Raw genomic sequence first — 25,916 nt, 5'->3', positions numbered from 1 at the left:
TCCTCGTTTAAAAGGGTGGAGCTGGGGTTTTCTCTTGCTCAAATTCTAGGAAAACATTAGGTAACCCAAGCCTTAAGCGACTAGGCTTAACACTATGAGTAAGCGGAATAGGACTAGCTCTTCCAGAGTCAAAGTCACCCACAATCCGCTGGGAATGAAGGTCAAATCGACCTGCTGTCGCAAGACCCCGCGGTGCACCGGCTGTCCGGTGGTTTATACCCGTCTGCTGCGTGCTGGAGTCTTGGAAAATGATGACGCAGACCTGCCGCGTCGCCTCAAAGAGGCCCGGCGGAAATAAGGCTCGGCTATGAGCACCAAGGCCCTAAAAATCCGCAAAAAGCTGGAAAAGGGCAAGGTTAAGAAGAAGTGTTGCCGCGATAATCCGCGCTGTTCCAGCTGTCCCACGGTGGCTCATCGGCTGCGCAAAGCGCAGGCCTTGACCCTTGATGATGCCGCGCTGCTTAAGGCTTTCAAGCACGCCCGGCGTTGGTAGCTTGCAAATGCTTTTCGACGAGATCCGCGGCGTCGGCAGCCATGATGGGGATATCCGCTAGTTCTTGTTTGCTAAAAGGTTTGAGCACATAACTGGCTGGATCCATACGTCCTGGAGGGCGTCCAATTCCTACACTGAGCTTGAAGTACTCTTTGGTGCCCAAGGATTTGGTGGTGGATTTAAGACCGTTGTGTCCGTGATCACCACCGCCTTGGCGTAATTTGATTACGCCAAAGTCCTGTTCCAATTCATCATGGGCCACGATGATGCTTGCTGGAGCAATCTTAAAAAAGTCACAGAGCGCCCGGATTGGGGTGCCGGAGAGGTTCATAAAGCTGCGTGGTTTGGCCAGGATCATGCCAGGCAGCTGCGCGATTTCGGTATTGGAGCGCTTGTGCACACTAAAGCTGGCGTAGTTGCGGGAAGCGAGTTCCTCTACAACTTCAAAGCCAATATTGTGGCGGGTTCCAACATATTTGGGTCCGGGATTGCCAAGTCCTACAACTAACAGCGGGGAGTCATTCACAACTCCTATCAAACCACGTTGGGTGAAGATGCAAAAAAGCGAGCTCCCGTCCTTCTCCCAACCCTGAGCGATTGTGCACTATCGACAGGGCTAAAAGGAGTGGGGAACTCGCTTAAGTATGTGAGAGTCTTACTCGGACTCGGAAGCCTCAGCCTCGGTTGCCTCAGCCTCGTCCTCATCGGACTCTTCTGGCTCTGGGTAAACAACGTTAGCGATGAGGGTCTCTGGATCCTCAACGAGGGTGGTGTCAGCGTCGAGCTCGATGTCGCCAGCGGTGATCTGTGCGCCGAACTCGAGGCCCTCAACGGTAACCTTGAACTCTTCAGGGATGGAGAGAACGTCAGCCTCAACCTTGATGGTGTCGGCATCCTGAACAACCATGGTGCCTGGAGCTGGCTCGCCCTCGACAACAACAGGAACGTCAACCTCAACCTTTTCGCCGCGCTTGATGGCGAGCAGGTCAACGTGGTCGATGTTGAAGGTCAGAACGTTCTGGTCGATGTGCTTGACCATGGTGAGGTGCTTTTCGCCCTCGATGTCGAGCTGCAGGACAGCGTTGACGCCGTGTTTACGGACCAAAGCTGCAAAGGTGCGGTGATCAACGGTGATGTGCAGGTTGGACTCAACGTCTGCGCCGTAAATAACAGCAGGGATCTGGCCGGCAACGCGGGCACGACGAGCGGAACCCTTGCCGAACTCGGTGCGTACAGCAGCCTCGATGGTTTCGTACTTAGCCATGTGGGATTCTCCTAATGGTTTTGGATGAATACTCGGCCGCGAAATCAAAAATAGCCCGCGACCGACTCGAATGTCTTGGTCGAGTCTTCGCAGGCAGCGGCACTAAAAATAATCTAAATGCCCGAATGAAGTCTAGATCGCGTCGATAACGGTAAATTATTGCTAATTTGCCCTCGCCGAGACCATAAAACCCTAGCATGAGCCCCGGTATTATTCCAAAAACTCACGCATAATGGAGTCGCATTCTCCCGCCAAACTATAGAAAGTTGCCTCCCATGGCTCGTCTTGCCCACGACATGATCTTTATCAACCTTCCCGTTTCCGATCTTGCAGCCTCCAAGCGCTTTTATGCAGGCCTCGGCTTTAAAGAAAATGAAATCTTTCGCGATGAGCACACAGCTTCCTTTGAGGTCAGCGACATCATTGTGGTGATGTTGCTGGAAACCGAGCGTTTCCAGGGCTTTAGTACACGTCCCGTGGTGGAAAAGAACGGTCCCCGCGAGGTGCTCAACTGCCTATCGGTGAGCTCCATCGAAGACGCTGATGAGTTTGCACGTCGCGCCGCAGAGTTTGGTGGCACCATCACCCGTGAGCTAGCAGCGGAAGGCCCCATGTACGGCGGCGCCTTTGATGATCCTGATGGACACGGCTGGGAGCTTATGTACTTTGATCCAGCTGCGCTGGCTCAGATGCAGGCTGAGGCCGGTCAATAATTCTGAGCGCTTCTCGACGGCTCAACGCGGCCAAGTCAGTAGCGGCAACGAAGGCGCGCACCCAGGAGGGATCGTGCCTGGAGAGGTCGCGCAGCGCCCACCCGATGGCTTTGTTGATAAAAAATTCTGGGGAGCCGAGGTTTTGGCCAATAATCCAGGCTAAGAGGACAGTGTCGGTGTTTTTCTTCCGTCCCAGCTGATGGATAATGGCGACTCGGCGCACCCAGAAGTTCTTGTCCACGGCCCATTCACGCATGGCCATATCATCATGATTGGCGCCGATGGGCTTGGCTAAAGCATCCACGGTATCCCACCAGGACTTGCTTTGGACAAGTGCTTTGGCCAGGCCCAAATCACTAATGCCCACGCGACGAATGTGATCGCAAGCGGCGTATTGGTATTCGCGCTCGGCTGCATTAAAGCAGTCTGCTACAAAGTCTTGGTCCAGGGTTTTCATCTCGCACAAAAGCTGCTTATAGGCATCTTTGCGAGCTGCTGAGGAAATACCCAAAAAAGAAAACTGATCCCGCATATATGCTGCCATTCCGGCAGCACGAGCGGGATCAGCCAAAGGCTCTAGTGCCTGCCGGACCTTGATAAAAGCGTCCGACTCGGTCATTAGATTATGCTTCGCCTTCGAAGAGGGTGGTCACAGAACCATTCTCGAAGATTTCGTTGATGGTACGAGCCAACAAAGGCGCGATGGAGAGAACGGTGAGGTTGCTCCAGCCCTCGGTGGACTGTGGCAGCGTGTCGGTGGTGATGACTTCCTCGGCACCGCAATCGGACAGACGCTGACGTGCTGGGTCCGAGAACACACCGTGAGTACAAGCAATAACGACAGACTTGGCGCCAGCCTTCTTCAGGACTCCCACGGCACCGGCAATGGTTCCACCAGTGTCGATCATGTCGTCGAGAAGCACGCAGTCCTTACCTGCAACGTCGCCGACCACGCGGTTGGCAACCACCTGGTTGGCAACCTCGGTGGAGCGGGTCTTGTGCACAAACGCCATCGGCGCATCGCCGAGGGTGTTAGCCCACTTTTCCGCCATCTTCACACGACCTGCGTCAGGGGAGACCACGCAGATGTTTTCCAGGTTGTACTTTTCCTTGATGTAATCAGTCAGGATCGGCATGGCGTGCATGTGATCAACTGGGCCATCAAAGAAGCCCTGAATCTGGTCGGTGTGCAAGTCCACAGAAACAATGCGGTCTGCGCCTGCGGTGAGCATGAGGTCTGCAATCAAACGAGCAGAAATTGGCTCACGGCCGCGGTGCTTCTTGTCCTGACGGGCATAAGGGTAGAAAGGCAAAATCGCGGTGATGCGCTTTGCAGATCCACGCTTGAGGGCGTCGATCATCAGCAGCTGTTCCATGAGCCACTTGTTCAGTGGCTGGGTGTGGGACTGCAGAACAAAGCAATCGGAGCCACGAACTGACTCTTCAAAACGAACGTAGATTTCGCCATTGGCAAAATCGCGAGCGGTCATTGGAGTAACTTCAATGCCCAGTTCGTCTGCTACGGCCTCAGCTAGGTCTGGGTGTGCTCGACCCGAGAACAGCATGAGGTTCTTATTATTTTCTTTCCAGTGAGCAGTCATGGTGCGGTCTGCTTAGCCTTCCTGGTTGAGGGACTTTTGTGCTGCCTCTGCGGCATCAGCTGCAGCAGTTCCCGGGCGCTTCTTTTGCACCCAGCCTTCGATGTTTCGCTGGCGTCCGCCGGACACGGCAAGGGCTCCCGGTGGAACATCGTCCTTGATTACTGTACCGGCTCCAGAATACGCGCCATCACCCACGGTCACTGGAGCGATGAACATAGTGTCAGAACCAGTACGAACGTGGCTTCCGATGGTGGTGTGATGCTTGTTCACACCGTCATAGTTAACAAAGACAGAAGAGGCGCCAATGTTGGTTTCTTCACCGATGGTGGCGTCACCAACATAGGTGAGGTGAGGCACCTTGGAGCCACGTCCGATGGTGGCCTTCTTGGTCTCCACAAAGCCACCGAGCTTGCCTTCGGCACCCAAGGAGGTGCCTGGGCGAATGTAGGTGAAAGGTCCTACAGTTGCGTTTTCACCAATGGAGGAGTCAGATCCGTGGGTACGAATAACAGATGCACCATCGTCAATGGTCATATTGCTCAAGGTGGTATCTGGTCCGAGCTCAACGCGGTCACCGATAACAGTGTTGCCCTTGAGTTGGGTACCAGGATTGATGATGACATCGCGGCCGATCTTAACGGCGACATCGATCCAGGTGGTAGCAGGATCAATGATGGTAGCTCCGCCACGCATAGCTGCCTCGACGGTGCGTCGATTAAGCTCTGCACCTGCTTCTGCCAGCTGCACGCGGTCATTTACACCTGCAAGTTCGCGGGCATCTGCTGCGGTATGTGCACGTACTGGATGGCCTTCGGCACGCGCAATGCCCAAGACGTCGGTCAGGTAGAGCTCGCCTTGGGCATTGTCGGACTTAAGTTGGGAGAGTGCATTGCGCAGGATGGCTGCGTCGAAAGCAAAAACGCCGGAGTTTACTTCGGTGATTTCACGCTCGGCCTCGGAGGCATCCTTTTGCTCAACGATGGCGGTAACTTCGCCTTCTTCATTGCGCACAATGCGGCCATAGCCGGTGGGATCATCAAGATGCATGGTGAGCACGGTGACGGCGGTGGGGACTGCGGTGTGTGCTTCCAGCAGAGCTGCCAAGGTATCGGCGGTGAGCAGTGGAACATCGCCATTGGTGACGATGATGGTTCCTTCAAAGCCTTCAAGCTGATCCATAGCGCACTGGACTGCGTGGCCGGTGCCATTTTGTTCTTCTTGGATGGCGATGCGGACTTCGCGCTCAAGCTGTTCGGCAACTGCAACAACGGCAGGACCGACCTGGTCACGGCCGTGGCCAATGACTGCCACGATGTGCTGTGGGTTGAGGCCCGCTGCTGCATGCAAGCTGTGGGAAAGTAGGCTACGACCGCCGATACTATGCAAGGTCTTCTGGAGATCGGACTTCATGCGGGTTCCAGCACCGGCTGCCAATACAACAACCGCGCTGGCGGAATCACTTGCGCTCAAGATGGTCTCAAATCCTTATAAGCTAGGGCACATTTACTTTATTTAGCATAGTGCCCATAAGCCCTTAGCAGCCTTATTTGGGGCTAATGTTTTCCCAAAGGCTTAAGATTTTTCTTAAGCGCCCTGTGAGACTTCCTTCAGTGATTTGGCAAAAAATACCCCACATAGTCCAATAATTGCTAAGAAGATGAGCGCAATATCATTGCCCAACACCGATAACGCACCAGACAGCGCTCCCACCAGCAAGAGGATAAGCCCCATGAGGGTGTTGGCATCTGCCACATAGCGGGTTCTTTGATCACCTTCGGCCATGTCTAAAACATAGGTTTTGCGGGCTACTCGCACGGCAGTATGGGCGATATTGACCAAGAAGAAAGCCAGTGGGTAAATCCACTGAGTAATGCTGGAACTAACCCAATATGAGCAAGAAACCACCACCAGCAAGATTATGGAAGCCCACAACGCACCCACCGCCATGACGTTTTTGGAGGAGCGATCGGACCACACTCCAGAAATCCGGCCGCCCACAATGGAGGCGAGCCCGGAGGCGATGAGGAAGAATCCTAAAGCGCTTAAGTTGTGGCCTGATTCTGCAGCCAGCGCCACTATGAAGGCGGTGGACAGGGACGTCACCAACATCATGGAACGCACAATGACAAATTTGCGGAAATCTTCATCGGTTCGCACAGTGTCAAAGCAGCGTTTAAGCCAATTTTCTGCGCTTTTTCGAGGGCTAGGGGTGCAGTCTGGGGTTTCGATCCGATTAAAAACGAGAGCGGCAACCAACCAGCTAAAAGAACACACAATCACAACGGTGCTGAGCAACCAGGTAGCGGCGTTATCGCCCACCCACCACGCCAGGCCAAGGCCGGTGAGCAGACCAAAAGCACCACCAATCATGGTGGCACGGCCGGTGATTTCTCCACGGTGGCCTTTAGAGATGGTGGCACCCTGCACGTCTTTGGATGAGATGGAACATAGTGCGCGACAGAGGGATAAACAGGCCAAAAGTGCAATCACCACCAAACCCAGTGCCCAGCCGTGTAGTACTAAGGCTGCGAGGCCAATGCCTAAAGCGCTGAGGAATTGGCCGAGTGAACCAATAACCCACACCCGCACCCGTGATTTTTGGGACAGCACCCAACCGGTGATCGCAGCTTGGGGCAGCATTGATCCGGATTCGCGGATCGGAACAAGCAACGCTAATAAAAAGCTTGGTGCGCCACCCATCTGCAGCAACCAAGGGAGCACGGTTTTTGCTGCCACAATTTGATCGCCAATATTTTGCAGGCCATTAGCCCAAATGAGGCGGGTGCCATTGCGTTTTTCTGTAGCGTCCATATCCACGATCTTAAACCGGCGCCCCGGTGGGGCCGGTACACCCGAACTGCAGAGCGGCGTCGAAAAGCGCAAAGGAGGGCATAACAGTACCTGGTTAGCTTCGGTGAAGAAGTATTGACTAGAAGACATGAAAGCAACGATTCTTTATGGCCCTGGTGATATCCGGGTGGAAAATGTCTCTGATCCGGTAATTCAACTTCCAACTGATGCCATTGTGCGCACCACGCGCAGCTGTGTTTGTGGTTCTGACCTGCATGGTTATCACGGGGAGGCCACAGGCGTTGCGCGTCCCATGGGGCATGAGCTCATTGGTGTGGTCGAAGAGGTTGGAAGTGCAGTGACCAGTGTGAAACCTGGGGATTTTGTTATTGCACCTTTTTCCTATCAAGACAATACCTGTGTGTTTTGTCAGGAAGGCATGCAGACTTCATGCCAGCACGGCGGTTGGTATGGAAATCCGGAAACTGGTGGTCTGCAGGCAGAAGTTGCTCGAATTCCGCAGGCCGATGGCTCTTTGGTGAAGGTTCCAGGCATTAACACTGACACTGCCGATGAAAGTCTGCTGGCTTCTTTGCTCACCCTTTCGGATGTGTATCTCACTGGCTACCATGCGGCATTTATGGGTCAGGTAGAACCAGGCAAGATCGTCACCGTCATTGGCGATGGTGCAGTTGGCCTTTCTGCAGTTTTGGCTGCGCGTCAGCTTGGTGCTGAGGAAATTATCCTGATGGGCCGCCATACTGAACGCACAGATTTGGGCCGCGAATGGGGAGCCACCGAAGTTGTTGCAGAACGTGGCGAAGAAGGAATTAACAAGGTTCTGGAGTTGACCAAGGGACTGGGATCTCACGTGGTCCTCGAAGCAGTGGGACTCATGCCAGCCTATGAACAGGCCTATGGAATTGTGCGTCCAGGAGGCATTATCTCCCGCGTTGGTGTGCCGCAGTATGAATCAGCCCCCGTTGGTTTTGGTTCACTCTTTGGCAAAAATGCTCGCCTTGCTGGTGGCCCTGCTCCGGTGCGCGCATATATGGAACCAGCCATTGAGCAGGTTCTTAACGGCGAAATTAACCCTGGCCGCGTGTTTGACCGCACTATTGCCCTCGATGATGTGGCAGCAGGTTACGCAGCTATGGACAACCGCGAAGCGCTGAAAGTGATGCTTAAGCCTTAAGCCTTATCCCTAAATTCTTCATAAAGGAAAACATGAACACCCCAAAAACCAGCCCAAAAACTCCTTCAGAAACCACGGTTTTATTTGTCGGTGCCACCGGCAGCATCGGTGAACTTGCCGTAGAACAGGCGGTCAAAAAGGGATTTCAGGTCCGCGCCCTAGTGCGGGATCGGGGCAGGGCTGAGCGGCTTTTGGGCACAGAGGTGGAGTTGGTGGTGGGCGATCTCACCCAGCCCGATTCTCTGCATACAGCGGTTGTGGGCGTGGACGCCGTGGTATTAACCCATGGTTCCAGCACCCGCGAAAGCGATGTGCGCGATATTGATTATGCTGGTGTGGCTAATATTCTGACGGCAGCCAAAGCTTCCTCGGAGCCCGCCTCAGAGACTTTAAAGATCGTTTTGATGACTGCAGTGGGCGTCACCCGGCCAGGGATGCCCTATGCCACCTGGAAGTGGCGCGGTGAGCAGCTGGTGCGTGCCAGCGTTTTTGATTACACCATTGTGCGCCCCGGCTGGTTCGACTATAACGATGCTGGTCAGCGCCAGATTCTGATGCGTCAAGGTGATACCAAGCGCTCGGCGTCCCCGTCAGATGGCGTGATTGGGCGCGATGAGATTGCACGGGTGCTCGTCGAGAGTATTTTGAGCACGGAAACCAGCCGTAAAACTTTCGAAATAGAGGCAATCAAAGGCCCTGAGCAGCAAGATCTCAGCGCTGATTTTGCCGCTCTCCAACCAGACTCAGAGGGCTCTTTGTACGGCGTTGAAGATTCCGGCATCCCGGAACTCAGCGCCGAGCCACAGAAGTTTTTGGATGACCTCTCCCGCATTCAGGCCAGTAAAAAAGATTAAAAGCGTGCTTGTCGACGCCTACCGCCAGCAACACTTTGGATTGCTGGCGCCTATATATCTGTATAGGAATATGCAATGATGAACCCGTGGTACAACCTCAAGGACATTTAGATGCAACGTTGATCGCCGCCGATATTTATGATGAGGCGCGCGACGTTGATCCTGAACGTATGGGCAAGTTGTCGCGCGATGGTTGGCGATACGCACTTAAGCGAGTGCTGCGAGACATCATCCCCGAAGGGCTGCTAGATCTCGCAGCGCTGCTTACCTTCTTTTCCATCCTTTCCTTGGCGCCAGCGCTGTTGGTGGGTTATTCCGCCATCACGTTGTTTTTGGCCAGTGATTCTCTCGAGGTGCTCACCCAGCTCAAGGCACAGATCCATAATTACGTGCCACCCGAGCAAGCTGAGGTAGTACTCGGAGTTGTTGATGCGGTGGCAGGTTCAGCAACGGGTGGTCGCGTGGGCGTGATCATCGGTGTGATTGTGGCGCTGTGGACTTCCTCGGCCTATGTCCGCGCATTTTCCCGCTGTGCCAATGCGGTTTATGGACGCACCGAAGGTCGTCCGCTTTTTAAACATTGGGGCATGATGCTGCTGCTCAACCTGGGATTACTTTTTGGCGCCATGGTTATCGTGGTGTCCTGGGTGATTAATGAAACCCTGGTCATGGGCGTGCTCGGCCCGATTGCCGAACCGCTACATCTCACTTCCTTGCTGAATTTCCTTAGCGAGACCTTCATTCCCATTTGGAATTGGGCTAAATGGCCAGTGATTGTAGTGGTTCTCATAACCTTTGTGGCAACCCTTTATTATTGGGCGCCCAATGTAAAACTGTGGAAGTTCCGCTGGCTCAGCCCCGGATCTATCTTTGCGGTGTGCGGCATTATCATCGCCGGTGGCGTGCTTAACCTATATTTCACTTTCTTTGCAGCCTTTAATACCTACGGCGCTGTCAGCTCCGTGATGGCCATCATTATCGCGCTGTGGATTTTTAATATCTGCCTGGTGCTGGGCCTCAAAATTGATGCTGAGGTGGGTCGTGCGCGTCAGCTGCAGGCCGGAATCCCCGCAGAGGAGCACAATATGGTGCCACCACGTTCTATTGATGAGGCTGCCAAGATGAAGCAGCGCCAACATGAACTCAACGAGGAAGGTCGAGACTTCCGCGAAAACCAGCAGAGCTAAACCCAGCAGAGCTAAGGGCTAAAGCCTAAGTCAGTGTTGCCTAAGATAGCCTGGTGAGATCATGAGAGAAAGGCTTCCATGACATCATCACAGGCAACCGGCGCCGGTATTTTAAAGCGCAGTATTAAACGTCAATGGAAAAATTCGCTAATTGGAGCGGCTTTCCTCGGGCTCTGGCAACTCAGCGAGGCACTCGTGCCCATTGCCATCGGTCTTATTGTTGACCACACCATCTTGAACCCCAACCTCTCACTTTTTGGCATAGGGCTGGTGGGCTTTGCCCTGCTTTTTGTGGTGCTTAGCTTTTCCTACCGTTTTGGCGCGCGTGCCCTCAACGTGGCAATAAATTTTGAGGCCCACGCCCTGCGCGTAGAGGTGGCCGAACACGCACTAAAGCGCCTAGCAGCCAAAGACTTGGTACCGGGGGAGGTGATGTCACGCTCCACTGCGGATGCTGATTCCGCTACTCGAGTATTTGGCCAGATCGGCACCGGCGTTTCAGCCGCAACTGGTTTTATCGGTGCAGCAGGTTATTTATTGTTCACTGATTGGCTGGTAGGTCTGGTGGTACTGGCCTTGGCGCCGGTGATCTCAGGGATTGTGGCCTTTGCTAGCAGGGGAATCTCTCAGCGCAGCTCCACTCAGCAAGAAGCCTTGGCGGCGGCGGGTGCACAGGTCGGCGATATTATGTCTGGCCTGCGTGTACTTAAAGCAATCGGCGGGGAACACTGGGCTAACCAGGCTTATAGGCAAGCCTCCCAAAAATCCGCCTCCGCAGCTATTAGCACTGCCAGAGCAGCTGGCAAAGTGGCTGGAGTGGGGGAGTTGTCTATTGCCTTAAATCTGGCATTGGTGCTGCTAGTGGCTGGATGGCGGGTAACAACAGGAGAACTTAACCCAGGTGAGCTAATTGCCATCATTGGTGTGGCGGTTTATCTCTCGGAACCGATTCGTTTGCTGAGTAATTCAATGAAAGAATCCGCCATCGCCCATGGCGCAGCGGCCCGCATTGCAGAATTTTTAAACTCCGCAGCTACAACGCAACAAACCCCAGACCTGGAGCTTAAAAAAGGTGCTTTTGTGGTGCTGGAACCAGGCACCCTCGAGCTACCTGCCAGCCATGAACAGGTACTAATTGCCCCACATCGGGCAGATATTTTTGAGGGTAGTATCCGCTCCAATATTGCGCTTAGCCATGATCCGGAGATCGCAGTGAGCTCGGAAATAATTGCGGCCGCAGGTATTCAAGAACTCAATCTAGATACCCCAATTCACGATGCCGGCAGCAATCTCTCAGGCGGTCAGCGCCAAAGATTAGCCCTGGCACGGGCTCTTTATACCGAGAGCGAGGTCCTTATTTTGCAAGATCCCACCAGCGCGGTGGATTCGGTGACAGAAGTGGCCATTGCAGCGGGAATTTATCGCCTGCGCCAGGGAAAAACCACGCTGGTTTTTAGTTCTTCACCAGCATTCAAAAGTGTGGCAGATGAGGTTAAACAATGAGCACAATTTTGCCTTCAGCCACCCCGCGCCGGGCATTTCAGGTGGCAGCCACAACCCTTAGAACACGAAATGCCGAGCTCATTGGAGTTATCGTCCTTGGGCTCGCAACTGCGATTGCTGGTCTAGCCGGTCCGTGGGCAGTGGGAAGAGTCGTCGACAAGCTTTTAACGGCGCCGGATTATGGCGAGGTTGCCTTGTACGCAGGCCTTATTATGGCAGGCGGGGTGGTGGCCAGCCTGGGAACCTGGTGGGGCACGGTGTTGTTGGCGCGGGTGTTGGAACCTGCCATCGCGCAGCTGCGTGAAGCGGTGCTGGAGGCGGCGCTGAGCCTGAATGCCCACACCGTGGAGCGCGCCGGGCGCGGCGACTTGGTGGCGCGCATTGCCGATGATTCCCGCGAGGTTTCTACCGCGGCCAGTACTGTGATGCCGCTATTTGTGCAGGCCACCTTTAGTGTTGTGGTCTCTGCACTGGGCATGGCAGCGGTGGATTGGCGTCTCGGACTGGTGGGCTTGGTGGCAATTCCTTTGTACTGGACCACATTGAAGGTGTATTTGCCCCGCTCAGGGCCGATGTTTACGCAAGAACGTGAAGCCTTCGGCGTGCGCACTCAGCGACTGCTGGGCGCGGTTGAGGGCGCTGCAACTTTGCAGTCCTATAACGCAGCCGAAGTGGAATTAAGCCGTATTGATGGGGCCTCTGCGCGAGCCCGGGATATCTCGATTTCTGTTTTTAGGTTCATTACCTGGGCGTTTTCCCGCAATAACCGCGCAGAGTGCATCACGCTCATCCTGATTTTGGCGGTGGGTTTCTTCCTCGTCGACGCCAAGCTCATCACAGTCGGCGCAGTATCAACCGCAGCGCTTATTTTCCACCGCCTTTTTGGTCCCATCGGCGTGGTCGTCGGCATGTTCGCCGATATCCAATCCGCCGGCGCCTCCCTCATCCGCATGGTGGGAGTCATCGATAGTGCTGAGCAGCTGCCGCGCGGCACCTTAAAGGTGCCTGCCCCTATTTCTTTAGAGCTTGTCGACGCAACCCAGCTTTATGAAGGCCAGCCCGCGTTAAAAAATATCTCCCTGACTGTGCATAGTGGTGAGCATATAGCCGTCGTGGGGGCCAGCGGTGCGGGTAAATCAACGTTGGCACTAATCGCAGCTGGCATGCTTCAGCCCACGCACGGCCGAGCGCAATTATCTGGCATTGATATCGCCCAGGTAGATCCGATGCTCTTGCGCTCGTACATCGCCATGGTGAGCCAAGAAGTGCATTGTTTCCGGGGCTCGGTGCGAGACAATATTCGCCTTGCGCGGCCAGCAGCCAGCTTTAAGGAAGTAGAAGCAGCGGTGCGCAAGGTGGGGGAGCAGTGGGTTGAGCGTTTGCCCCAGGGTTTGGACACCATCATTGGCGATGGCGGATTTAAGCTCAGCGCGGTGGAAAGCCAGCTTCTGGCCTTAACTCGAGTGGAGCTGCTTGATCCGGCGATTGTCATTTTGGATGAAGCCACTGCGGAATCCGGCTCTGACCAGGCGCGTTTTTTGGATGCTGCGGCCGCAAGGGTCTTAGCGGGACGCGGTGCCATTATTGTGGCGCATCGCCTTGACCAAGCAATGTCTGCTGATCGGATCATTGTGATAGACGCAGGCGAAATTGTGGAGGCTGGTTCTCATGAGCAGTTGCGCGCCCAACAAGGCCGTTATGAAAGGTTGTGGCGCGCCTGGAGTGCCTGAGTTTGGAGTGATTTCTTGGGAGAAGCCAATGATTGACCATTTGCAAGGTTAATCAAAGTGGTCTAAGGTTAACTTTAAGTTAACAAACGGGGTTAAGAAGATGAACCCCATTATTTCAGGGCAGCGCCCCCGAACCATTGGGGAGCGCGCTTTGAATTTTCTACCTCACTTCTTCTTCAAGAAAGGATTAACACTGTGAAGCACATCCATTCCGAGATTTCTCGCATCGAACGCAGCCATGACTACCTGTGGAGCATTCGTCAGGACCTCCACGAGCGCTTTGGTGACGAGCTGAAGGCACATATTGTAGACAGCATTCTCGATGCTGCCGCAGCAGGTTATGAGGGTCGTATCTCCTGTTTCCGCAAGATCTTCATTGAGAAGGAAGCTCGCGCACAGCTGGAGACCATTCGTTCTTCCCAGCCCAGCCACCTCATGGCACGCGCTGCTTAAGGCTTGAACTAAATAAAAAACAAGATCCCGGCTCCTTATGCAATCAAGGAGCCGGGATCTTTTTAGAGCTGTACTTAAATCAGCAAAAAGCCGGCAGCAAGAAGGGCGCCTGCTAGTAAAAAATTTAACTGGAAGGCGCCCGCTCCCTGCTTTAAGGCAGGTTTTTGCTTTCCCACCAGGACTCGAACCTAGAATGACGGTACCAAAAACCGTAGTGTTGCCGATTACACCATGGGAAACTGCAGTAACTGACTGCAACGATAGAGTTTACATGAAAGTTTAAAAAATCCAATTATTGGGGTCAGTGTTACTGCGATATTCTGGATTATATGGTTCGACAAAGGATGACCGGAATCGAGCGTCGGGAGCAATTGATCTCCATTGGACGTGAGGTTTTTGCAGAGCGCGGCTTCGAAGGCGCAAGTGTGGAGGAGATTGCTGCCCGTGCACATGTGTCCAAGCCCGTGGTCTATGAACACTTTGGCGGCAAGGAAGGCCTCTATGCGGTGGTGATTGACCGCGAAATGCTCAAACTAGAAGCCATGATTACCGGCTCCCTGCAAAAAGGACGCTCGCGTTATCGCATCGAGCAAGCCGTGCTGGCGCTGTTGACTTATGTGGAAGACGATACCGATGGCTTCCTAATTATGGTCCGCGATATGCGACCCGGGGAAAATCGTTCCTATGGCACCTTATTAAACGACGCTACCACCCAGGTTTCGCATATTTTAGGCAACGCCTTCCAGCGCTCCGGCTTAGATTCCACCAAAGCCATCCTCTATGCCCAGGCATTAGTGGGTATGGTGTCCATGACAGCCCAATGGTGGCTTGATGAGCGCAGCCCCAGCAAAGAAGAAGTGGCCGCCCACATTGTGAACCTGTGTTGGAATGGGCTGACCGGTATGGAAGCAGACCCCAAACTCACTCCCCAAAGTGGCGATCAAGGCGCAATTTTTGGCAAAGAAGCTGAAATTATTAACGTAATCAAGGAGATCGAAGCGTGACACCAATGTTGGCAGGCCTGCTTAAAGTAGCCGCAACGGACCCCAAGCTCAAGGGCCTGATCAGCAATGTCGGCGCCCCGCAGCTGCATATCACTGGTATTGACCAGGCCCGTCCGTGGGCGCTGGGCACGCTTGCCCACCACGCCCCGGTGCTGGTGGTCACCGCCACCGGCCGCGAGGCCGAAGACCTCACCGCCGAGCTCAAGGCCATGCTCGGCGATAAAGTGGCCTGGTTCCCCTCCTGGGAAACCCTGCCACATGAACGCCTCAGCCCGGGCGTTGATATTGTCGGGCGCCGCGCCGAGGTGCTTAATAAGCTTGTCGACGCCTCCATCGTGGTCACAGCAGCCCGCGGGTTTTGCCAGCCCGTGCTCAAAGAAGCAGCCGGCCGCACTCCTTTAACATTGACCGAAGGTGGCGAATTTGATTTTGCCACCCTGTCTAATGAACTTGTTTTCCGTGCTTATAAGCATGTGGATATGGTGGCCAAAAGGGGAGAGTTTGCTACCCGCGGTGGCATCTTGGATATTTTCCCCACCACCTCTGATTATCCGGTGCGTGTGGAATTCTGGGGCGATGAAGTCTCTGAGATCCGTCAATTCTCAGTAGCCGATCAGCGCACCATCCCTGAGATCACCATCAACAACATCGATATTTATCCAGCTCGCGAGCTACTTATCACTGATGAGGTAGCCAAGCGGGCAGCTGAGTTGATGGTTAAATATCCAGGCAATCCCACCTTGGTGGAAATGCTTTCGCGTATTGCTGACCATCAAGATACCGATGGCATGGAAGCGCTCATTCCTGCGCTTATTGATACTCCTATGGTTCCCATGCTGGAACTTATGCCGGAAAACACCCATATTGTGGTGATCGCTCCGGAAAAGGTTCGTACTCGTATTGCTGATTTGGAAGCTACCGATGCGGAATTCCTCATGGCCGGGTGGGAAGCTGCTGCCATGGGTGCCGATGGTCCAGTTGCAGTAGAAGGTCTTGATCTTGAAGGCTCTAGTTACCGCAGCTATGAGAGCCTGGAGAAGTCTGCGTCGAAAAGCGCTCTGAGCTGGTGGACCTTCGCACCACCGGGTATGTTTGAGGCCGCCGAGGCGCTCTCTTTGCCTTTGGAGTTTGAACCCGGGCCCACGCCACGCGGTGAACTGCCCAAAATCGATGAGATGATGGCGCAATTATTGGCGCACACCAGCGCCGGTGGGCGCGCGGCCTTTATCGCCCCGAATGAGGGCGCCATTAAACGCATGGTTGAGCGCTTTGCTGAGAAGGGAATTCCCACCCACGTGGCCGGCCCGGGTTGGGAACCCAGCCCCGGTGAAGTCACCCTTTATCATGCACTGAGCCATGCTGGCCTGGTATTTCCTAAGGTGCGCAAGCACCGCGATGCCGAGGCTATGCCGCTGGTAGTTATTACTGAAACCGATCTCACCGGTAACCGCGTTGGTGATATTGCAGGCGCTAAGCGGCGTCCTGCACGTCGACGCAATAAGGTTGATCCGCTGGCCCTGGAGCCGGGCGATCTGGTGGTGCATGAAACCCACGGAATTGGCCGTTTTGTGAAGATGACAGAACGTACCATTTCCGCAGGTGATGAGACCTCGCGCCGGGAGTATATTGTGCTGGAATATGCACCATCCAAGCGTGGACAACCAGGCGATCAGCTTTATGTGCCCATGGATTCCCTGGATATGCTCAGCCGTTATGTCGGTGGCGAGAAGCCTGCGCTTTCCAAAATGGGCGGCTCCGATTGGAAAAATGCTAAAACCAAGGCCCGCGCTGCAGTTCGGGAAATCGCTGGTGAGCTGGTGGAACTTTATGCCAAACGCCAATCGGCGCCGGGCCATGCCTTCGCGCCAGATACGCCATGGCAAAAAGAGATGGAAGATAACTTCCCCTATGTCGAAACTGAAGATCAGATGCTGGCCATCGATGCAGTTAAAGAAGACATGGAAAAAAGCGTGCCCATGGACCGCGTCATCATTGGTGATGTGGGCTATGGCAAAACCGAGGTGGCAGTGCGCGCTGCTTTTAAGGCAGTTCAAGATGGCAAGCAGGTAGCTGTCCTGGTACCAACCACCCTGTTGGCGCAGCAGCACCAGTCCACCTTTGAAGAGCGTATGGCTGGGTTCCCCGTCAAGATCCAAGGGCTGTCCCGTTTTACCTCCCGCGCTGAGTCCAAAGAAACCTTGGCTGGTTTGGCCTCTGGCGATGTAGACATTGTTATCGGTACGCACCGCCTGCTGCAAACCGGTGTGCACTGGAAAAACTTGGGCCTGGTGATTGTGGATGAGGAACAGCGTTTTGGTGTGGAACATAAGGAGCACATCAAGGCCCTGCGTACCCACGTTGATGTGCTGACCATGTCCGCGACCCCAATCCCTCGTACCTTGGAAATGTCTATGGCTGGTATCCGAGAGATGACCACCATTTTGACGCCCCCTGAGGATCGCCATCCCATCTTGACCTATGTCGGCCCCTATGAGGATAAGCAGGTTGCGGCCTCTATTCGACGTGAGCTTTTGCGTGATGGCCAGGTCTTTTTCATCCACAATAAGGTTGCCGATATTGAAAAGAAGGCCCGTGAAATCCGCGACCTCGTGCCTGAAGCCCGAGTTGTGGTGGCCCATGGCCAAATGAGCGAGGAGCTGCTGGAGCAAACTGTTCAAGGCTTCTGGGACCGCGAATATGACGTTTTGGTTTGTACCACCATTGTGGAAACCGGCCTGGATATTTCCAATGCCAATACCCTGATTGTGGAAAATGCTCACCATATGGGTCTGTCTCAGCTGCACCAGCTGCGTGGGCGTGTGGGTCGTTCCCGTGAGCGCGGTTATGCTTACTTCCTCTATCCCAAGGGTGCAACCTTGACCGAGGCCTCCTATGACCGTTTGGCTACCATCGCCCAAAACAATGACCTGGGTGCCGGTATGGCCGTGGCCATGAAGGACTTGGAGATGCGTGGCGCCGGTAACGTCCTGGGCGCCGAGCAATCCGGCCACATTGCCGGCGTGGGCTTTGATCTCTACGTTCGCCTAGTTGGCGAAGCAGTAGAGGCCTTCAGGGCGCTTGCCGACGGAAAACCCGTGGATGGCACTGTGCAGGGACCAAAGGAAATCCGCGTGGATTTGCCGGTGGATGCGCATATTCCAGAGAAGTACATCAACGCCGAGCGCCTGCGTTTAGAGATCTACCGCAAGCTGGCACAGTCCGAATCCGAGGTGGATCTACGCCTGGCGGTCGAAGAAATGGAAGACCGTTATGGTCCCATTCCAGAAGAGGTGTCCAGGTTGTTGGCAGTTTCTCGTTTGCGTCACCTCATGCGCCAGGCTCATCTCACCGATGTAGCAGTTCAGGGCACCCGCATTAAGATCCACCCCGTTGACCTAGCGGATTCCCAGCAGGTGCGCCTAAAGCGACTCTTCCCTGGAGCTACTTATCGCGCAGCTGCAAAGGCCATCCAGCTGTCTTTCCCCAAGGCAGGAAAGAAGGTAACTGATCCGCTGCTGCGCGATGTGGATCTTTTGCAATGGGTTGCGGACTTTATTTCCAAGATGTTTAACCTGGAAGAAATTGATGTCCGGGGTTCGCGTCCTGGAAAACAACCTCCGAAGAAAAACTCAGTTATCTCCGTGTCCCAGTAATTTGAGGCTAGAGAGCAAAGACCAGGGGAATCCATCCACATAGCAGCCCGCAATTGCCACGCCAATTGCGGGCAGGGCTAGTTCATCGCGATAGCTTAGGTACCAGCCGTGATGCTCTGGCTGGAACTTATTTTTGGAGGCAGCCAGGGATCGGAATCCATAAAAGGGTTCCATGGTGCGACCCATAAGATCCAAGGTTTTACCCAAAGCACCGGCATCTTGAAGCTCTGGGGGAGTGCTTAGTGGTGCTCCAGAAAGGGATACCCACTTAAGTCCGCGCTCTTTGGCATGGATGACTGCCTCAGACATAAGGAACTCAATGACGGAGCGGAAACCTTGAGGATCTCGGCGCATCACGTCGAGGGTGTATCCAATTACTTGGCCATTTTCATAAACCGGCAGCCAGCTGGTGATGCCATGAAGATGGCCTTGTTCATCAACTGCAAGCAGGAGCTGGGTGTAGGGATCTCGTAGTTCATTGACGGTGCCCAAGGTAAAGCCCATTTCCGGCAAGGCTTTTTCCGAGACCCACTCTTCTGAGAGGTCGAGGATCTCATTGTGCATTTCAGTGCTTGACTCCGCCCAAGTGGTCCATTGAGTGGTGATGCCTTCTTTGAGTGCACGGTTGCGGGCAGTGCGTACGTTCTGGAATTTTTTGCCTTTAAACTCCGCGAGCTCAGTGCTCAGCACGGCTTCTTCAGCAAGGCGCAAGCGTCGGTGGCCACGCAGCTTTAGCTCATCGGTGAAGTCCTCGCGCACCGAATACCAGGCCACTTGCCAGCCTTGGGTCATCATAAAATCCTCAAATTGCTGCGCGATCTCCATCCGCGCCGAGCCAACTCCGCCAGCGCCAGCCGCAGAAGTCCCAGTAGAAGTCCCAGCAGAAGCCGCAGCGCTCACAATGGGTTCGCCCAGGCTAATGGCCACGCCATTTCTGAGGCGGTAGGCAACGTAGCCCTTGTTGTCGGGAGCCCACCAATAGGAGTTTCCAGCCCAAAGCGTCATCCACGACAGGTGATCACCACTGCCTTGCCGCAAGATCTCGGAAGCCCGAGCGCGGTCTTGGGCAGCCTGGGTATTGGGCACACCCACCAACAAGCGGTAAATAATAAAGGCCGTGGCCAGCCAAAAGAGCGTTCCGGTCCATTCAAAAAGTGCCCAGGCTACGGCACTATGCGGGAAGAGATAATGGTTTAGAACTGTAGCCACCGTTGGTGGGAGATAGCGCAGAGGCAGCTCCTGCAAGGCCAGCAGGAAAGTCGCCTGTGGATGAAATGCATGGGGGATTAACAAAGCCCCTGCCAGCCACAAGATGGAAGTGGCAATAAACGCGAGTCCAATTTTGCCCAGAGTGCGGATAATGTTGGAAGATTCGATAGAGATCATAAAAGAACGGCGGAAAACCAGCAGCAGCCCCAGCACAATCAGCCACGGAATAAGTGCCTTCAAAATACTAAAAAGCCCAACGATATCGGTGATATCAGCGGTGAGACGGTTCATTTGGAAGAGCAAAACCGCCAGTGTGGCAATTTGTGCGGCCACAGACATCCACCAGGCGGCCCGGCGCCCGCGGCTAAGTCCCACTGCCAAAATGAGGGTCAAAATCACGGGGATCAGGTTGGCCAACATGGGAGTAAAACCATGTTGCTGCAATTGGGAAATTGATTCTTGGCAAGCGGTGGAGGTTGAGTCCACACGGCAAAGGTGGTGCATGCGTTCTTCAGTGACCACAGGTGCCCAAATAAGCCTGGTAGATGCTGAAAATGGGCCTTTGGTGAGGGGATTAAGTGCGGAAATTACCGGACCCAAAGTGCTGACGGACATCACGATAGCAACAATGATGCGGGTTTCGCGCACTGTCCAGGGGCCGGGACGGAAGGAGTTCCAAAAATTGAGTCCAGCTCTGCGCACGCGCAAAATTTCGCCCCACAAAGTACCCACCACCACGGCACTAAAAATCGCGGAATCGGCAACCGTGCCGGTATAAAACAGCAGGGTCAAAGAGATGCTAAAAAGCACAAGCCGGATACGCCGGCGCCACAGGAGCGAGCGATATCCTGAGGCCACCGCGGCGATGCCAAAGATCCAAAAATCCGGGGTGAGCAGGGTGGTAGAAAAAAGACTCACGGCACCGATCTCAACCTGTGCGCCCTCAAAAACCTCCACCAAAAGCAGACTGAGCGGAATGGACAGCAGGTAGAGCACGGAGGAAAAGAGGGCAAATTTGCGGCTACCGAGGGTCTTCTCCGCCGGAATAGCCAGCAGCACCAGCCATAAAGAGGACATCACAGCACCGCGCAGCGTGGCGGTAGTTAGCCCCGCAGTTGGCAGCAGCGGTTCACCCCATTGCCATTGCGTGCTCATACCCAGCTGATTGAGCAGCTGCTCACTATTGGAACCAAGCAGTCCCCACAGCAGCCACATCAGCGCCAGCGCAATAAAACTCAGCGGGGCTTGGCGTAGCTGGACCAGCACCCAGTGCTGGGCATTTTTAAAGCTTTTCGACGTCTGCTTCTCTTGGATATCCATTAGTTTGCTCCCAATCCGCCACGTTGGGCGGCCCACTCAAAACTATCGGCGAGGGCGACCCGCCACACTTGGAAGGAATGCCCACCGGGCACGCTATCAAATGAGGTGGACATGCCTGCCTGCGTTGCTAAATCATTGAGGTTTTGCAGGGCTTTCATGGCTTCTTTATCTGATGCGCCTGCGATAAATTTGCCACTTAAATGGGCATAACGCTTGTCTCCTGAGCTAGTTGCCGAGGTGAGTAAGTCAGCGGGATTTACGGCAATAAAGGCGGACTCGTCTCCGTCGAAAAGCTTGGTTACGGTGTCGGCGCGGGTGCCGAGCGTTGGCTCGGCCTGGCCGGAAAAGTCGAGGAAGGAGCCGTAGGCGGTGGGGTAGTTGGTGGCGATTTGGAAGGCGCAGGTGCCGCCATAACTTAAGCCACCAATAGTCCAGGTACTTTTATTCTGGTTGACCCGGAAATTCTCTTTAATGAGTGTGGGGACATCCTGGGACAGGTAGGTCATAACCTTGAGATCTGGGCCGTCCACACAAGCAGGGTTGCCAGCGAAGGAACCTGTGCCATCAACGCTGATCACGATGGGGCTTATGCCATCGTGGGTGGCCTGATAATTATCGGCAGTGGTTGAGGCATCACCGCTGCTAAACCATTGTGCAGGTTCACCGGGATTGCCCGCTAGCAGCACTATTACTGGCAATTGGATCTCGGGGTGGGTCCAATAAGCAGGCGGAATATAGGCGTAGGCATCGCGGGCATCAAAGCCTGAAGTCAGGCCGCTTTCGGTGCCGTCGAGGGATACCGTAACTAGGGCGCCTACCTGTTGCTCGGGATTTTCGGGCAGCGTTGGCGGCGCTGTGAGCTGGCTAAATTGCTCATAAGTCATTGCCACATTGGTCGGCTGAGGATTAAAAGAGCCGAGAGTGGGGTAGGACTGGTAGATCAAATTGCCCACCGCACCTGCAGTTAAGAGTGAAATAACGGTGAGGCAGGCAAAAAGAATACGTTGGCCACGCTGGAGGAAAACACTCAACAGCGTCCACACCGGTAGTACGCAGGCGGCGTAGATAACTAGGGGAGTGGCATCTGGAAAAGGCTTCCAGAGTTTTTCTACTAGCAGCCACGCCCCAGCGACCACGATTAATGCAGATCCCAGTGCCATTAGGGTGCGTTTGCGGCGGCGTGCCTTAAAAAGGCCACTAGCTGCGATCACAAAGGTTAAGGCAATCAAAGCCAAAATTACGGTGGTTGCCGTGGCATTAGTCAGCGAAATTGTACGCCATTCATTCACACCGTAATTATGCTCTGAATTTGTGCTGTTGCCTGCAGTATTAATATGAGCTCAGAGAATTTTTTCTCTGAGTAATGTGGCAAAAACTTGTGAGAAAGCTTAAAGGCTGAGAGTGCCGTTCAACAGTCCGATTGCGCCGGATGCAGCAGCAATAACCAACACCACAACCACACCCCATTCGAAGGTATTAAACACTTTCTCTTTTCGGTACAGGCGAGTCCACACATAAGGGATCAAACCTGGCAACAAAGCCATTGCGCCAAAGAGGACATATTGGGGATCGGCGGCATAAAACAGCCACAGCGAATAAACAGTTGCGATCACGCCAATAATAAGGTGCTTGCGGTTTTCCGCAGCGGGAATCTCGGGGCCGGAATCATCAAAACGAGTGCCTGCATGTGGGTGGGTAAGTCCCTTGCCACGCGTTGCCAAAAGCACCAAGTAGATCGCGGAGAAAAGATAAGGCACGAGGTAAAGGTTGGTAGCTAGCTGCACCATGGATACGTAAGTGGTTTCATTGAGGAAGAACACCACAATAAAAAGCTGGATCACAATGGTGGAAATCAGCTGAGCCATCCACGCGGCACCTCGGCTATTAATGGAACCAATCTTGCGGGGAATAAGGCCATCCATGGCCATCATGGCCAGGGGTTCCGCACAAAGCATCTGCCAGGACACATAGGCACCCAGCACTGATAGACATAGACCTGCAGAGATCAACGCTGCGCCCCAAGGGCCAACTACTGCTTCCAAGACAGAAGCCATGGAGTTGTCGGGAAGAGCTGCCAATTCTGCTTGGGTAAGCACACCGAAGCTCAGGGAAGAAATCGAAACCAGCAGGAGTAGCACGGCAACAAAGCCCAGGACTGTCGCACGGCTGACATCATTGCGGGAACGCGCCTGACGGGAATAAACGGAGGCACCTTCCACGCCAATAAAGACCCAGACGGTATAAACCATGATGCCGCGGACCTGCTCAAAGACACTGCCGATGCTGCCATCGGTAGCCCAAAAATCGATGGTGAACTTATCCCAGCTAAAGCCGAGGAAAGCAACCAAAATGATAAAGCAGAGCAGAGGCAGGATTTTTACCACGGTGGTCAGTGTGGTTAGGAAGGCAGCTTGGGTCACACCGCGGGCAACCACAGCGAAAACCAGCCAGGTCAAAAGGCTAACTGCAATTGCTAGGACAATAGGGTGGTCACCGGAAAAGAGTGGAACATAGTGGCCCAGCGTGGAGAAGAATAGGGTGGCATATCCAACCTGGGCGATGACCGAACCCAGCCAATATCCCCAGGCGGAGGAAAAGCCGACAAAGTCACCCAAGCCCACGCGGGCATAGGCATAAACGCCAGAGTCGAGGTTGGGCTTGCGGCGGGCAAGGACGTGAAAGACGAAGGCCACGGACAACATGCCTACGCCGGCGATGACCCATCCGATGAGCATCGCGCCGGGGCCAGCAACGGAACCAATATTTTGGGGTAGGGAAAAGATTCCGGCACCGACTGTTGATCCAATAATTAATGCGATGAGTGTTCGCATAGAAACTGTTTGGCTGGTGGCTGCAGTTCCGGTTTCAGTTTGATTGTGCACCTAACTAACTTAATCGACCAGCCCAAGGAAGCTAAATTGGCGTATTCTCGGATCCACAAGACCTCACATAGCTAGTTAGATAGGAACCTTCATGGGGATTTTTGATAGCGCAAAAGATAAGGCAGCTGAATTCCTCAACTCTGAGGCGGGCGAGGAAAAGTCCGACCAGCTGCTAGACAAGGTTGCAGAAGCTGCTGCAGGCCGTTTTGGCGAAGACAAGGCTGAGCAGATTAACCGCGTGCGTGACATGGCTGATGATCGCATCGGAACCACCGAGGATCCTGCCAACTAATCTGGACAGTTATGACTGTCATTTTGATTGATCCTACTCACCCCGTCCTGCCCGTATCCTTTTTGGAAGCGGTGTTGGGGCGGGGTGAAGCGGTTGAAATAGACCCAGATCTTTCCCTCGACCTTTCCACCTGGGGCATCAAAACGTCGAAAAGCGCCCCCTGGTTTATTACTGCCAACCCCAACCACGGACGCCCCGAGGTGCTTTTCGACGCCCGCCCGCACCCAGTGGTGGAGGCGGTCAGGGTCATGCAGGCGGCTGTAGGCCGCGGTGATTGGGAAAGAAGGCAAACTCATGAGAGTTTGATTCCTTATCTGCGGGAAGAATCTGAGGAATTTATTGAGGCGATTCGCAGTGGCAATGATGAGGAAATCCGCAAAGAATTAGGCGATGTGTTTTTGCAGGTGCTTTTTCATGCAGAAATCGCCGACAGGCGCGGACAGTTTGAGCTATCCGATGTGGCGGCGAGTTTTGTGGCCAAGATGCGTTCGCGTGCGCCCTACCTGTTTGATGGTTCCACCGGAATTGTTACTGAAGCAGAGCAGGAAAGATTGTGGGCGCTGGGCAAGGCTCAGGAAAAATTAGCCAAGGATAAAGCTTGAGGAGAGGTTTGAAGACAAAACCTGCAGTTGGGTCATGAAATCCTGAGGATCTTCCTGCACGATGCCACAGGTTAGAGCGCGGTTGGCAATGCGCTCCGAGTACGCAGCTGCAACCAGGTTCATTGGGGAAGGAAGCTGATCTACGGCAGCGGAAGTGCGAAGGGTGGAAGCTAGTTCGGAGCGAGTGGACTCTGCATTTGCCAGCCCAGACTGGTAGATAGCGGTCTCGAGGATCTGGCAATCGAAGTTATCAATTGCTTCATTGATAACACTGAAGTCTTGAGCGGAAGCGGCTGGGGTAAGGCCAGCGGTGAGTGCGATAGATGCAGCTGCGATGGTGGCAAGACGTAGCTTTTTCATGATTGTTCCTTAATGGCTCTGAGATATTTCTGAGGTTTTTGGGCAGGCATCACAAAAGATGACAAACGCCACAATAGTCAGAATCTTACGTTAAAGATGTGACTGGTGTGGCGTTTGTTTTCATTGATGCTACTGGGGTTGCCCCCGCAGCACGAGAAAATTAAGAGGAAAGGGTGGAGGTTAGCTCAGAGATGTAGGTATCTTCCTTGACCAGGCCACAAACCTGAGCGTGGTCTGCGATGGCTGCTGCTTGATCTGCATTCCAGGCGCCAACCTGTGGGTACTGAGCGGTCAGCCAGCCTTCGCCCTTAGCGGTGATAGCTTCTGCGAGCTCGCGGTTGTACTGGCCTTCTTCCAGGACGCCACCCTCAGAGAGCGCGACTTCCAAAGCGCCACATGGGATCCAGTTGTAACGATCGTCAAGAGTCTTGTTGATGGAGGACATGCTTGCAAAGTCAACGGCAGATGCTGGTGCGGCCATTGCTGCAATAGCGAGTCCAGCAGAAGCTCCGGCAATGGCAAAACGACGTGAAATCTTCACGGTGATTATCTCCTTAAACTAGGGACATTCAATTAAGAATGTCGGAACGTTTAAGGCAATTATAATAAAGTCCTTTGAAAAAATTTATCTCCCATTAGGTTAATATATATGTATATAAAAGCCTAAATTTGGTGGTTTTAGGGGGCGTGGTTGGGGGTTATGTGAGCTTCCTAGATCCTGTAATTCTGAAAGAATTTAATTATAAACTTAGAAAATCTCAGCTTTTTCTAACATTGGATGGTCGCCGAAAAAGCTGAGAATGCCAGACTT

General features: G+C 53.9%; 24 protein-coding genes. 13 read left to right on the top strand and 11 right to left on the bottom strand.

Annotated elements, in window-relative coordinates; translation table 11 throughout:
* Positions 1 to 94 precede the first annotated feature (94 nt).
* Both SFC07_RS11940 and SFC07_RS11935 read left to right on the top strand, forming a co-directional pair.
* A complete protein-coding gene (locus SFC07_RS11940) occupies positions 95 to 298 on the top strand; it encodes a hypothetical protein (protein WP_411208521.1) in 204 nt (67 codons plus the stop codon).
* Positions 299 to 307: 9 nt separating this feature from the next.
* On the top strand, positions 308 to 493 hold the full coding sequence (locus SFC07_RS11935) for a hypothetical protein (RefSeq protein WP_411208519.1): 186 nt from the start codon (positions 308 to 310) through the stop codon (positions 491 to 493).
* On the opposite strand, the gene pth is transcribed toward SFC07_RS11935, so the two are convergent.
* Entirely contained in the window at positions 471 to 1,019 is a 549-nt protein-coding gene (gene pth / locus SFC07_RS11930; RefSeq protein ID WP_411208517.1) for an aminoacyl-tRNA hydrolase, read from the bottom strand. The genes SFC07_RS11935 and pth overlap by 23 nt on opposite strands.
* Positions 1,020 to 1,148: 129 nt before the next feature.
* Positions 1,149 to 1,757, bottom strand: a complete 609-nt coding sequence (locus SFC07_RS11925) for a 50S ribosomal protein L25/general stress protein Ctc (RefSeq protein ID WP_411208515.1) — start codon at positions 1,755 to 1,757, stop codon at positions 1,149 to 1,151.
* A gap of 275 nt (positions 1,758 to 2,032) precedes the next feature.
* Between SFC07_RS11925 and SFC07_RS11920 the strand changes: the two genes are divergently transcribed.
* Entirely contained in the window at positions 2,033 to 2,470 is a 438-nt protein-coding gene (locus tag SFC07_RS11920; protein ID WP_411208513.1) for a VOC family protein, read from the top strand.
* Here SFC07_RS11920 and SFC07_RS11915 read toward each other — a convergent pair.
* The 4 genes from SFC07_RS11915 to SFC07_RS11900 form a co-directional block, all read right to left on the bottom strand.
* On the bottom strand, positions 2,415 to 3,089 hold the full coding sequence (locus SFC07_RS11915) for a DNA alkylation repair protein (protein ID WP_411208511.1): 675 nt from the start codon (positions 3,087 to 3,089) through the stop codon (positions 2,415 to 2,417). The genes SFC07_RS11920 and SFC07_RS11915 overlap by 56 nt on opposite strands.
* A gap of 4 nt (positions 3,090 to 3,093) precedes the next feature.
* Entirely contained in the window at positions 3,094 to 4,071 is a 978-nt protein-coding gene (locus tag SFC07_RS11910) for a ribose-phosphate diphosphokinase (RefSeq protein ID WP_411208509.1), read from the bottom strand.
* Positions 4,072 to 4,083: 12 nt separating this feature from the next.
* Complete coding sequence (gene glmU, locus SFC07_RS11905) at positions 4,084 to 5,541, bottom strand: bifunctional UDP-N-acetylglucosamine diphosphorylase/glucosamine-1-phosphate N-acetyltransferase GlmU (RefSeq protein ID WP_411208507.1); 1,458 nt, start codon at positions 5,539 to 5,541, stop codon at positions 4,084 to 4,086.
* A gap of 114 nt (positions 5,542 to 5,655) precedes the next feature.
* Positions 5,656 to 6,882 carry an MFS transporter gene (locus SFC07_RS11900; RefSeq protein WP_411208505.1) on the bottom strand — a complete coding sequence of 409 codons (1,227 nt, stop codon included), beginning with the start codon at positions 6,880 to 6,882 and terminating at the stop codon, positions 5,656 to 5,658.
* A 127-nt stretch (positions 6,883 to 7,009) separates the two neighbouring features.
* On the opposite strand from SFC07_RS11900, the gene SFC07_RS11895 reads away from it, so the two are divergent.
* From SFC07_RS11895 to mfd, 8 genes are all read left to right on the top strand, one after another.
* A complete protein-coding gene (locus tag SFC07_RS11895) occupies positions 7,010 to 8,056 on the top strand; it encodes an alcohol dehydrogenase catalytic domain-containing protein (RefSeq protein WP_411208504.1) in 1,047 nt (348 codons plus the stop codon).
* A 32-nt stretch (positions 8,057 to 8,088) separates the two neighbouring features.
* Entirely contained in the window at positions 8,089 to 8,910 is an 822-nt protein-coding gene (locus SFC07_RS11890; RefSeq protein WP_411208502.1) for an SDR family oxidoreductase, read from the top strand.
* 86 nt (positions 8,911 to 8,996) lie between these two features.
* Positions 8,997 to 10,097, top strand: a complete 1,101-nt coding sequence (locus SFC07_RS11885) for a YihY/virulence factor BrkB family protein (RefSeq protein WP_411208500.1) — start codon at positions 8,997 to 8,999, stop codon at positions 10,095 to 10,097.
* Between the two features lie 78 nt (positions 10,098 to 10,175).
* On the top strand, positions 10,176 to 11,600 hold the full coding sequence (locus tag SFC07_RS11880) for an ABC transporter transmembrane domain-containing protein (protein ID WP_411208498.1): 1,425 nt from the start codon (positions 10,176 to 10,178) through the stop codon (positions 11,598 to 11,600).
* Positions 11,597 to 13,330, top strand: coding sequence for an ABC transporter ATP-binding protein (locus SFC07_RS11875; RefSeq protein WP_411208496.1), 1,734 nt, complete (start codon positions 11,597 to 11,599; stop codon positions 13,328 to 13,330). Before SFC07_RS11880 ends, SFC07_RS11875 begins: the two co-directional genes overlap by 4 nt.
* A 195-nt stretch (positions 13,331 to 13,525) precedes the next feature.
* The gene (locus SFC07_RS11870) at positions 13,526 to 13,783 is read left to right on the top strand and encodes a hypothetical protein (protein WP_411208494.1); all 258 of its coding nucleotides are present in this window, start codon (positions 13,526 to 13,528) and stop codon (positions 13,781 to 13,783) included.
* Between the two features lie 329 nt (positions 13,784 to 14,112).
* Entirely contained in the window at positions 14,113 to 14,787 is a 675-nt protein-coding gene (locus SFC07_RS11865; protein WP_411208492.1) for a TetR family transcriptional regulator, read from the top strand.
* Positions 14,788 to 14,792: 5 nt separating this feature from the next.
* On the top strand, positions 14,793 to 18,440 hold the full coding sequence (mfd, locus tag SFC07_RS11860) for a transcription-repair coupling factor (RefSeq protein WP_411208549.1): 3,648 nt from the start codon (positions 14,793 to 14,795) through the stop codon (positions 18,438 to 18,440).
* Here the strand turns inward: mfd and SFC07_RS11855 are convergent.
* From SFC07_RS11855 to SFC07_RS11845, 3 genes are all read right to left on the bottom strand, one after another.
* Positions 18,417 to 20,969: a bifunctional lysylphosphatidylglycerol flippase/synthetase MprF gene (locus SFC07_RS11855; RefSeq protein WP_411208490.1), complete on the bottom strand. Its 2,553-nt coding sequence runs from the start codon at positions 20,967 to 20,969 to the stop codon at positions 18,417 to 18,419. The two genes, mfd and SFC07_RS11855, sit on opposite strands and share 24 nt — an antisense overlap.
* Positions 20,969 to 22,258: an alpha/beta hydrolase gene (locus SFC07_RS11850; protein ID WP_411208488.1), complete on the bottom strand. Its 1,290-nt coding sequence runs from the start codon at positions 22,256 to 22,258 to the stop codon at positions 20,969 to 20,971. Before SFC07_RS11850 ends, SFC07_RS11855 begins: the two co-directional genes overlap by 1 nt.
* 99 nt (positions 22,259 to 22,357) lie before the next feature.
* The gene (locus SFC07_RS11845; protein WP_411208486.1) at positions 22,358 to 23,851 is read right to left on the bottom strand and encodes an amino acid permease; all 1,494 of its coding nucleotides are present in this window, start codon (positions 23,849 to 23,851) and stop codon (positions 22,358 to 22,360) included.
* Positions 23,852 to 23,942: 91 nt separating this feature from the next.
* On the opposite strand from SFC07_RS11845, the gene SFC07_RS11840 reads away from it, so the two are divergent.
* On the top strand, positions 23,943 to 24,143 hold the full coding sequence (locus SFC07_RS11840) for an antitoxin (RefSeq protein ID WP_411208485.1): 201 nt from the start codon (positions 23,943 to 23,945) through the stop codon (positions 24,141 to 24,143).
* 11 nt (positions 24,144 to 24,154) lie between these two features.
* Positions 24,155 to 24,745: a MazG nucleotide pyrophosphohydrolase domain-containing protein gene (locus SFC07_RS11835; RefSeq protein ID WP_411208483.1), complete on the top strand. Its 591-nt coding sequence runs from the start codon at positions 24,155 to 24,157 to the stop codon at positions 24,743 to 24,745.
* Here SFC07_RS11835 and SFC07_RS11830 read toward each other — a convergent pair.
* Together SFC07_RS11830 and SFC07_RS11825 are read right to left on the bottom strand one after the other, a co-directional pair.
* Positions 24,725 to 25,105, bottom strand: coding sequence for a hypothetical protein (locus SFC07_RS11830; protein WP_411208481.1), 381 nt, complete (start codon positions 25,103 to 25,105; stop codon positions 24,725 to 24,727). The genes SFC07_RS11835 and SFC07_RS11830 overlap by 21 nt on opposite strands.
* Positions 25,106 to 25,265: 160 nt before the next feature.
* Positions 25,266 to 25,646 carry a porin gene (locus SFC07_RS11825; RefSeq protein WP_411208479.1) on the bottom strand — a complete coding sequence of 127 codons (381 nt, stop codon included), beginning with the start codon at positions 25,644 to 25,646 and terminating at the stop codon, positions 25,266 to 25,268.
* Positions 25,647 to 25,916 lie beyond the last annotated feature (270 nt).

The organism is Corynebacterium callunae, from assembly GCF_046592015.1.
GTDB lineage: Bacteria > Actinomycetota > Actinomycetes > Mycobacteriales > Mycobacteriaceae > Corynebacterium > Corynebacterium callunae_A.
Note: the sequence above shows the minus strand (reverse complement) of the source record. Positions and strands in the feature narration are given on the sequence as shown.

What these genes read in the sequence shown, in the direction of transcription:
- SFC07_RS11940 (WP_411208521.1), top strand. Translation starts at nt 95, where the DNA reads ATGAGTAAGCGGAATAGGACTAGCTCTTCCAGAGTCAAAGTCACCCAC.
- SFC07_RS11935 (WP_411208519.1), top strand. Translation starts at nt 308, where the DNA reads ATGAGCACCAAGGCCCTAAAAATCCGCAAAAAGCTGGAAAAGGGCAAG.
- SFC07_RS11925 (WP_411208515.1), bottom strand. Translation starts at nt 1,757, where the DNA reads ATGGCTAAGTACGAAACCATCGAGGCTGCTGTACGCACCGAGTTCGGC.
- SFC07_RS11920 (WP_411208513.1), top strand. Translation starts at nt 2,033, where the DNA reads ATGGCTCGTCTTGCCCACGACATGATCTTTATCAACCTTCCCGTTTCC.
- SFC07_RS11915 (WP_411208511.1), bottom strand. Translation starts at nt 3,089, where the DNA reads ATGACCGAGTCGGACGCTTTTATCAAGGTCCGGCAGGCACTAGAGCCT.
- SFC07_RS11910 (WP_411208509.1), bottom strand. Translation starts at nt 4,071, where the DNA reads ATGACTGCTCACTGGAAAGAAAATAATAAGAACCTCATGCTGTTCTCG.
- SFC07_RS11900 (WP_411208505.1), bottom strand. Translation starts at nt 6,882, where the DNA reads ATGGACGCTACAGAAAAACGCAATGGCACCCGCCTCATTTGGGCTAAT.
- SFC07_RS11895 (WP_411208504.1), top strand. Translation starts at nt 7,010, where the DNA reads ATGAAAGCAACGATTCTTTATGGCCCTGGTGATATCCGGGTGGAAAAT.
- SFC07_RS11890 (WP_411208502.1), top strand. Translation starts at nt 8,089, where the DNA reads ATGAACACCCCAAAAACCAGCCCAAAAACTCCTTCAGAAACCACGGTT.
- SFC07_RS11880 (WP_411208498.1), top strand. Translation starts at nt 10,176, where the DNA reads ATGACATCATCACAGGCAACCGGCGCCGGTATTTTAAAGCGCAGTATT.
- SFC07_RS11875 (WP_411208496.1), top strand. Translation starts at nt 11,597, where the DNA reads ATGAGCACAATTTTGCCTTCAGCCACCCCGCGCCGGGCATTTCAGGTG.
- SFC07_RS11865 (WP_411208492.1), top strand. Translation starts at nt 14,113, where the DNA reads ATGGTTCGACAAAGGATGACCGGAATCGAGCGTCGGGAGCAATTGATC.
- mfd (WP_411208549.1), top strand. Translation starts at nt 14,793, where the DNA reads ATGTTGGCAGGCCTGCTTAAAGTAGCCGCAACGGACCCCAAGCTCAAG.
- SFC07_RS11855 (WP_411208490.1), bottom strand. Translation starts at nt 20,969, where the DNA reads ATGGATATCCAAGAGAAGCAGACGTCGAAAAGCTTTAAAAATGCCCAG.
- SFC07_RS11840 (WP_411208485.1), top strand. Translation starts at nt 23,943, where the DNA reads ATGGGGATTTTTGATAGCGCAAAAGATAAGGCAGCTGAATTCCTCAAC.
- SFC07_RS11835 (WP_411208483.1), top strand. Translation starts at nt 24,155, where the DNA reads ATGACTGTCATTTTGATTGATCCTACTCACCCCGTCCTGCCCGTATCC.
- SFC07_RS11830 (WP_411208481.1), bottom strand. Translation starts at nt 25,105, where the DNA reads ATGAAAAAGCTACGTCTTGCCACCATCGCAGCTGCATCTATCGCACTC.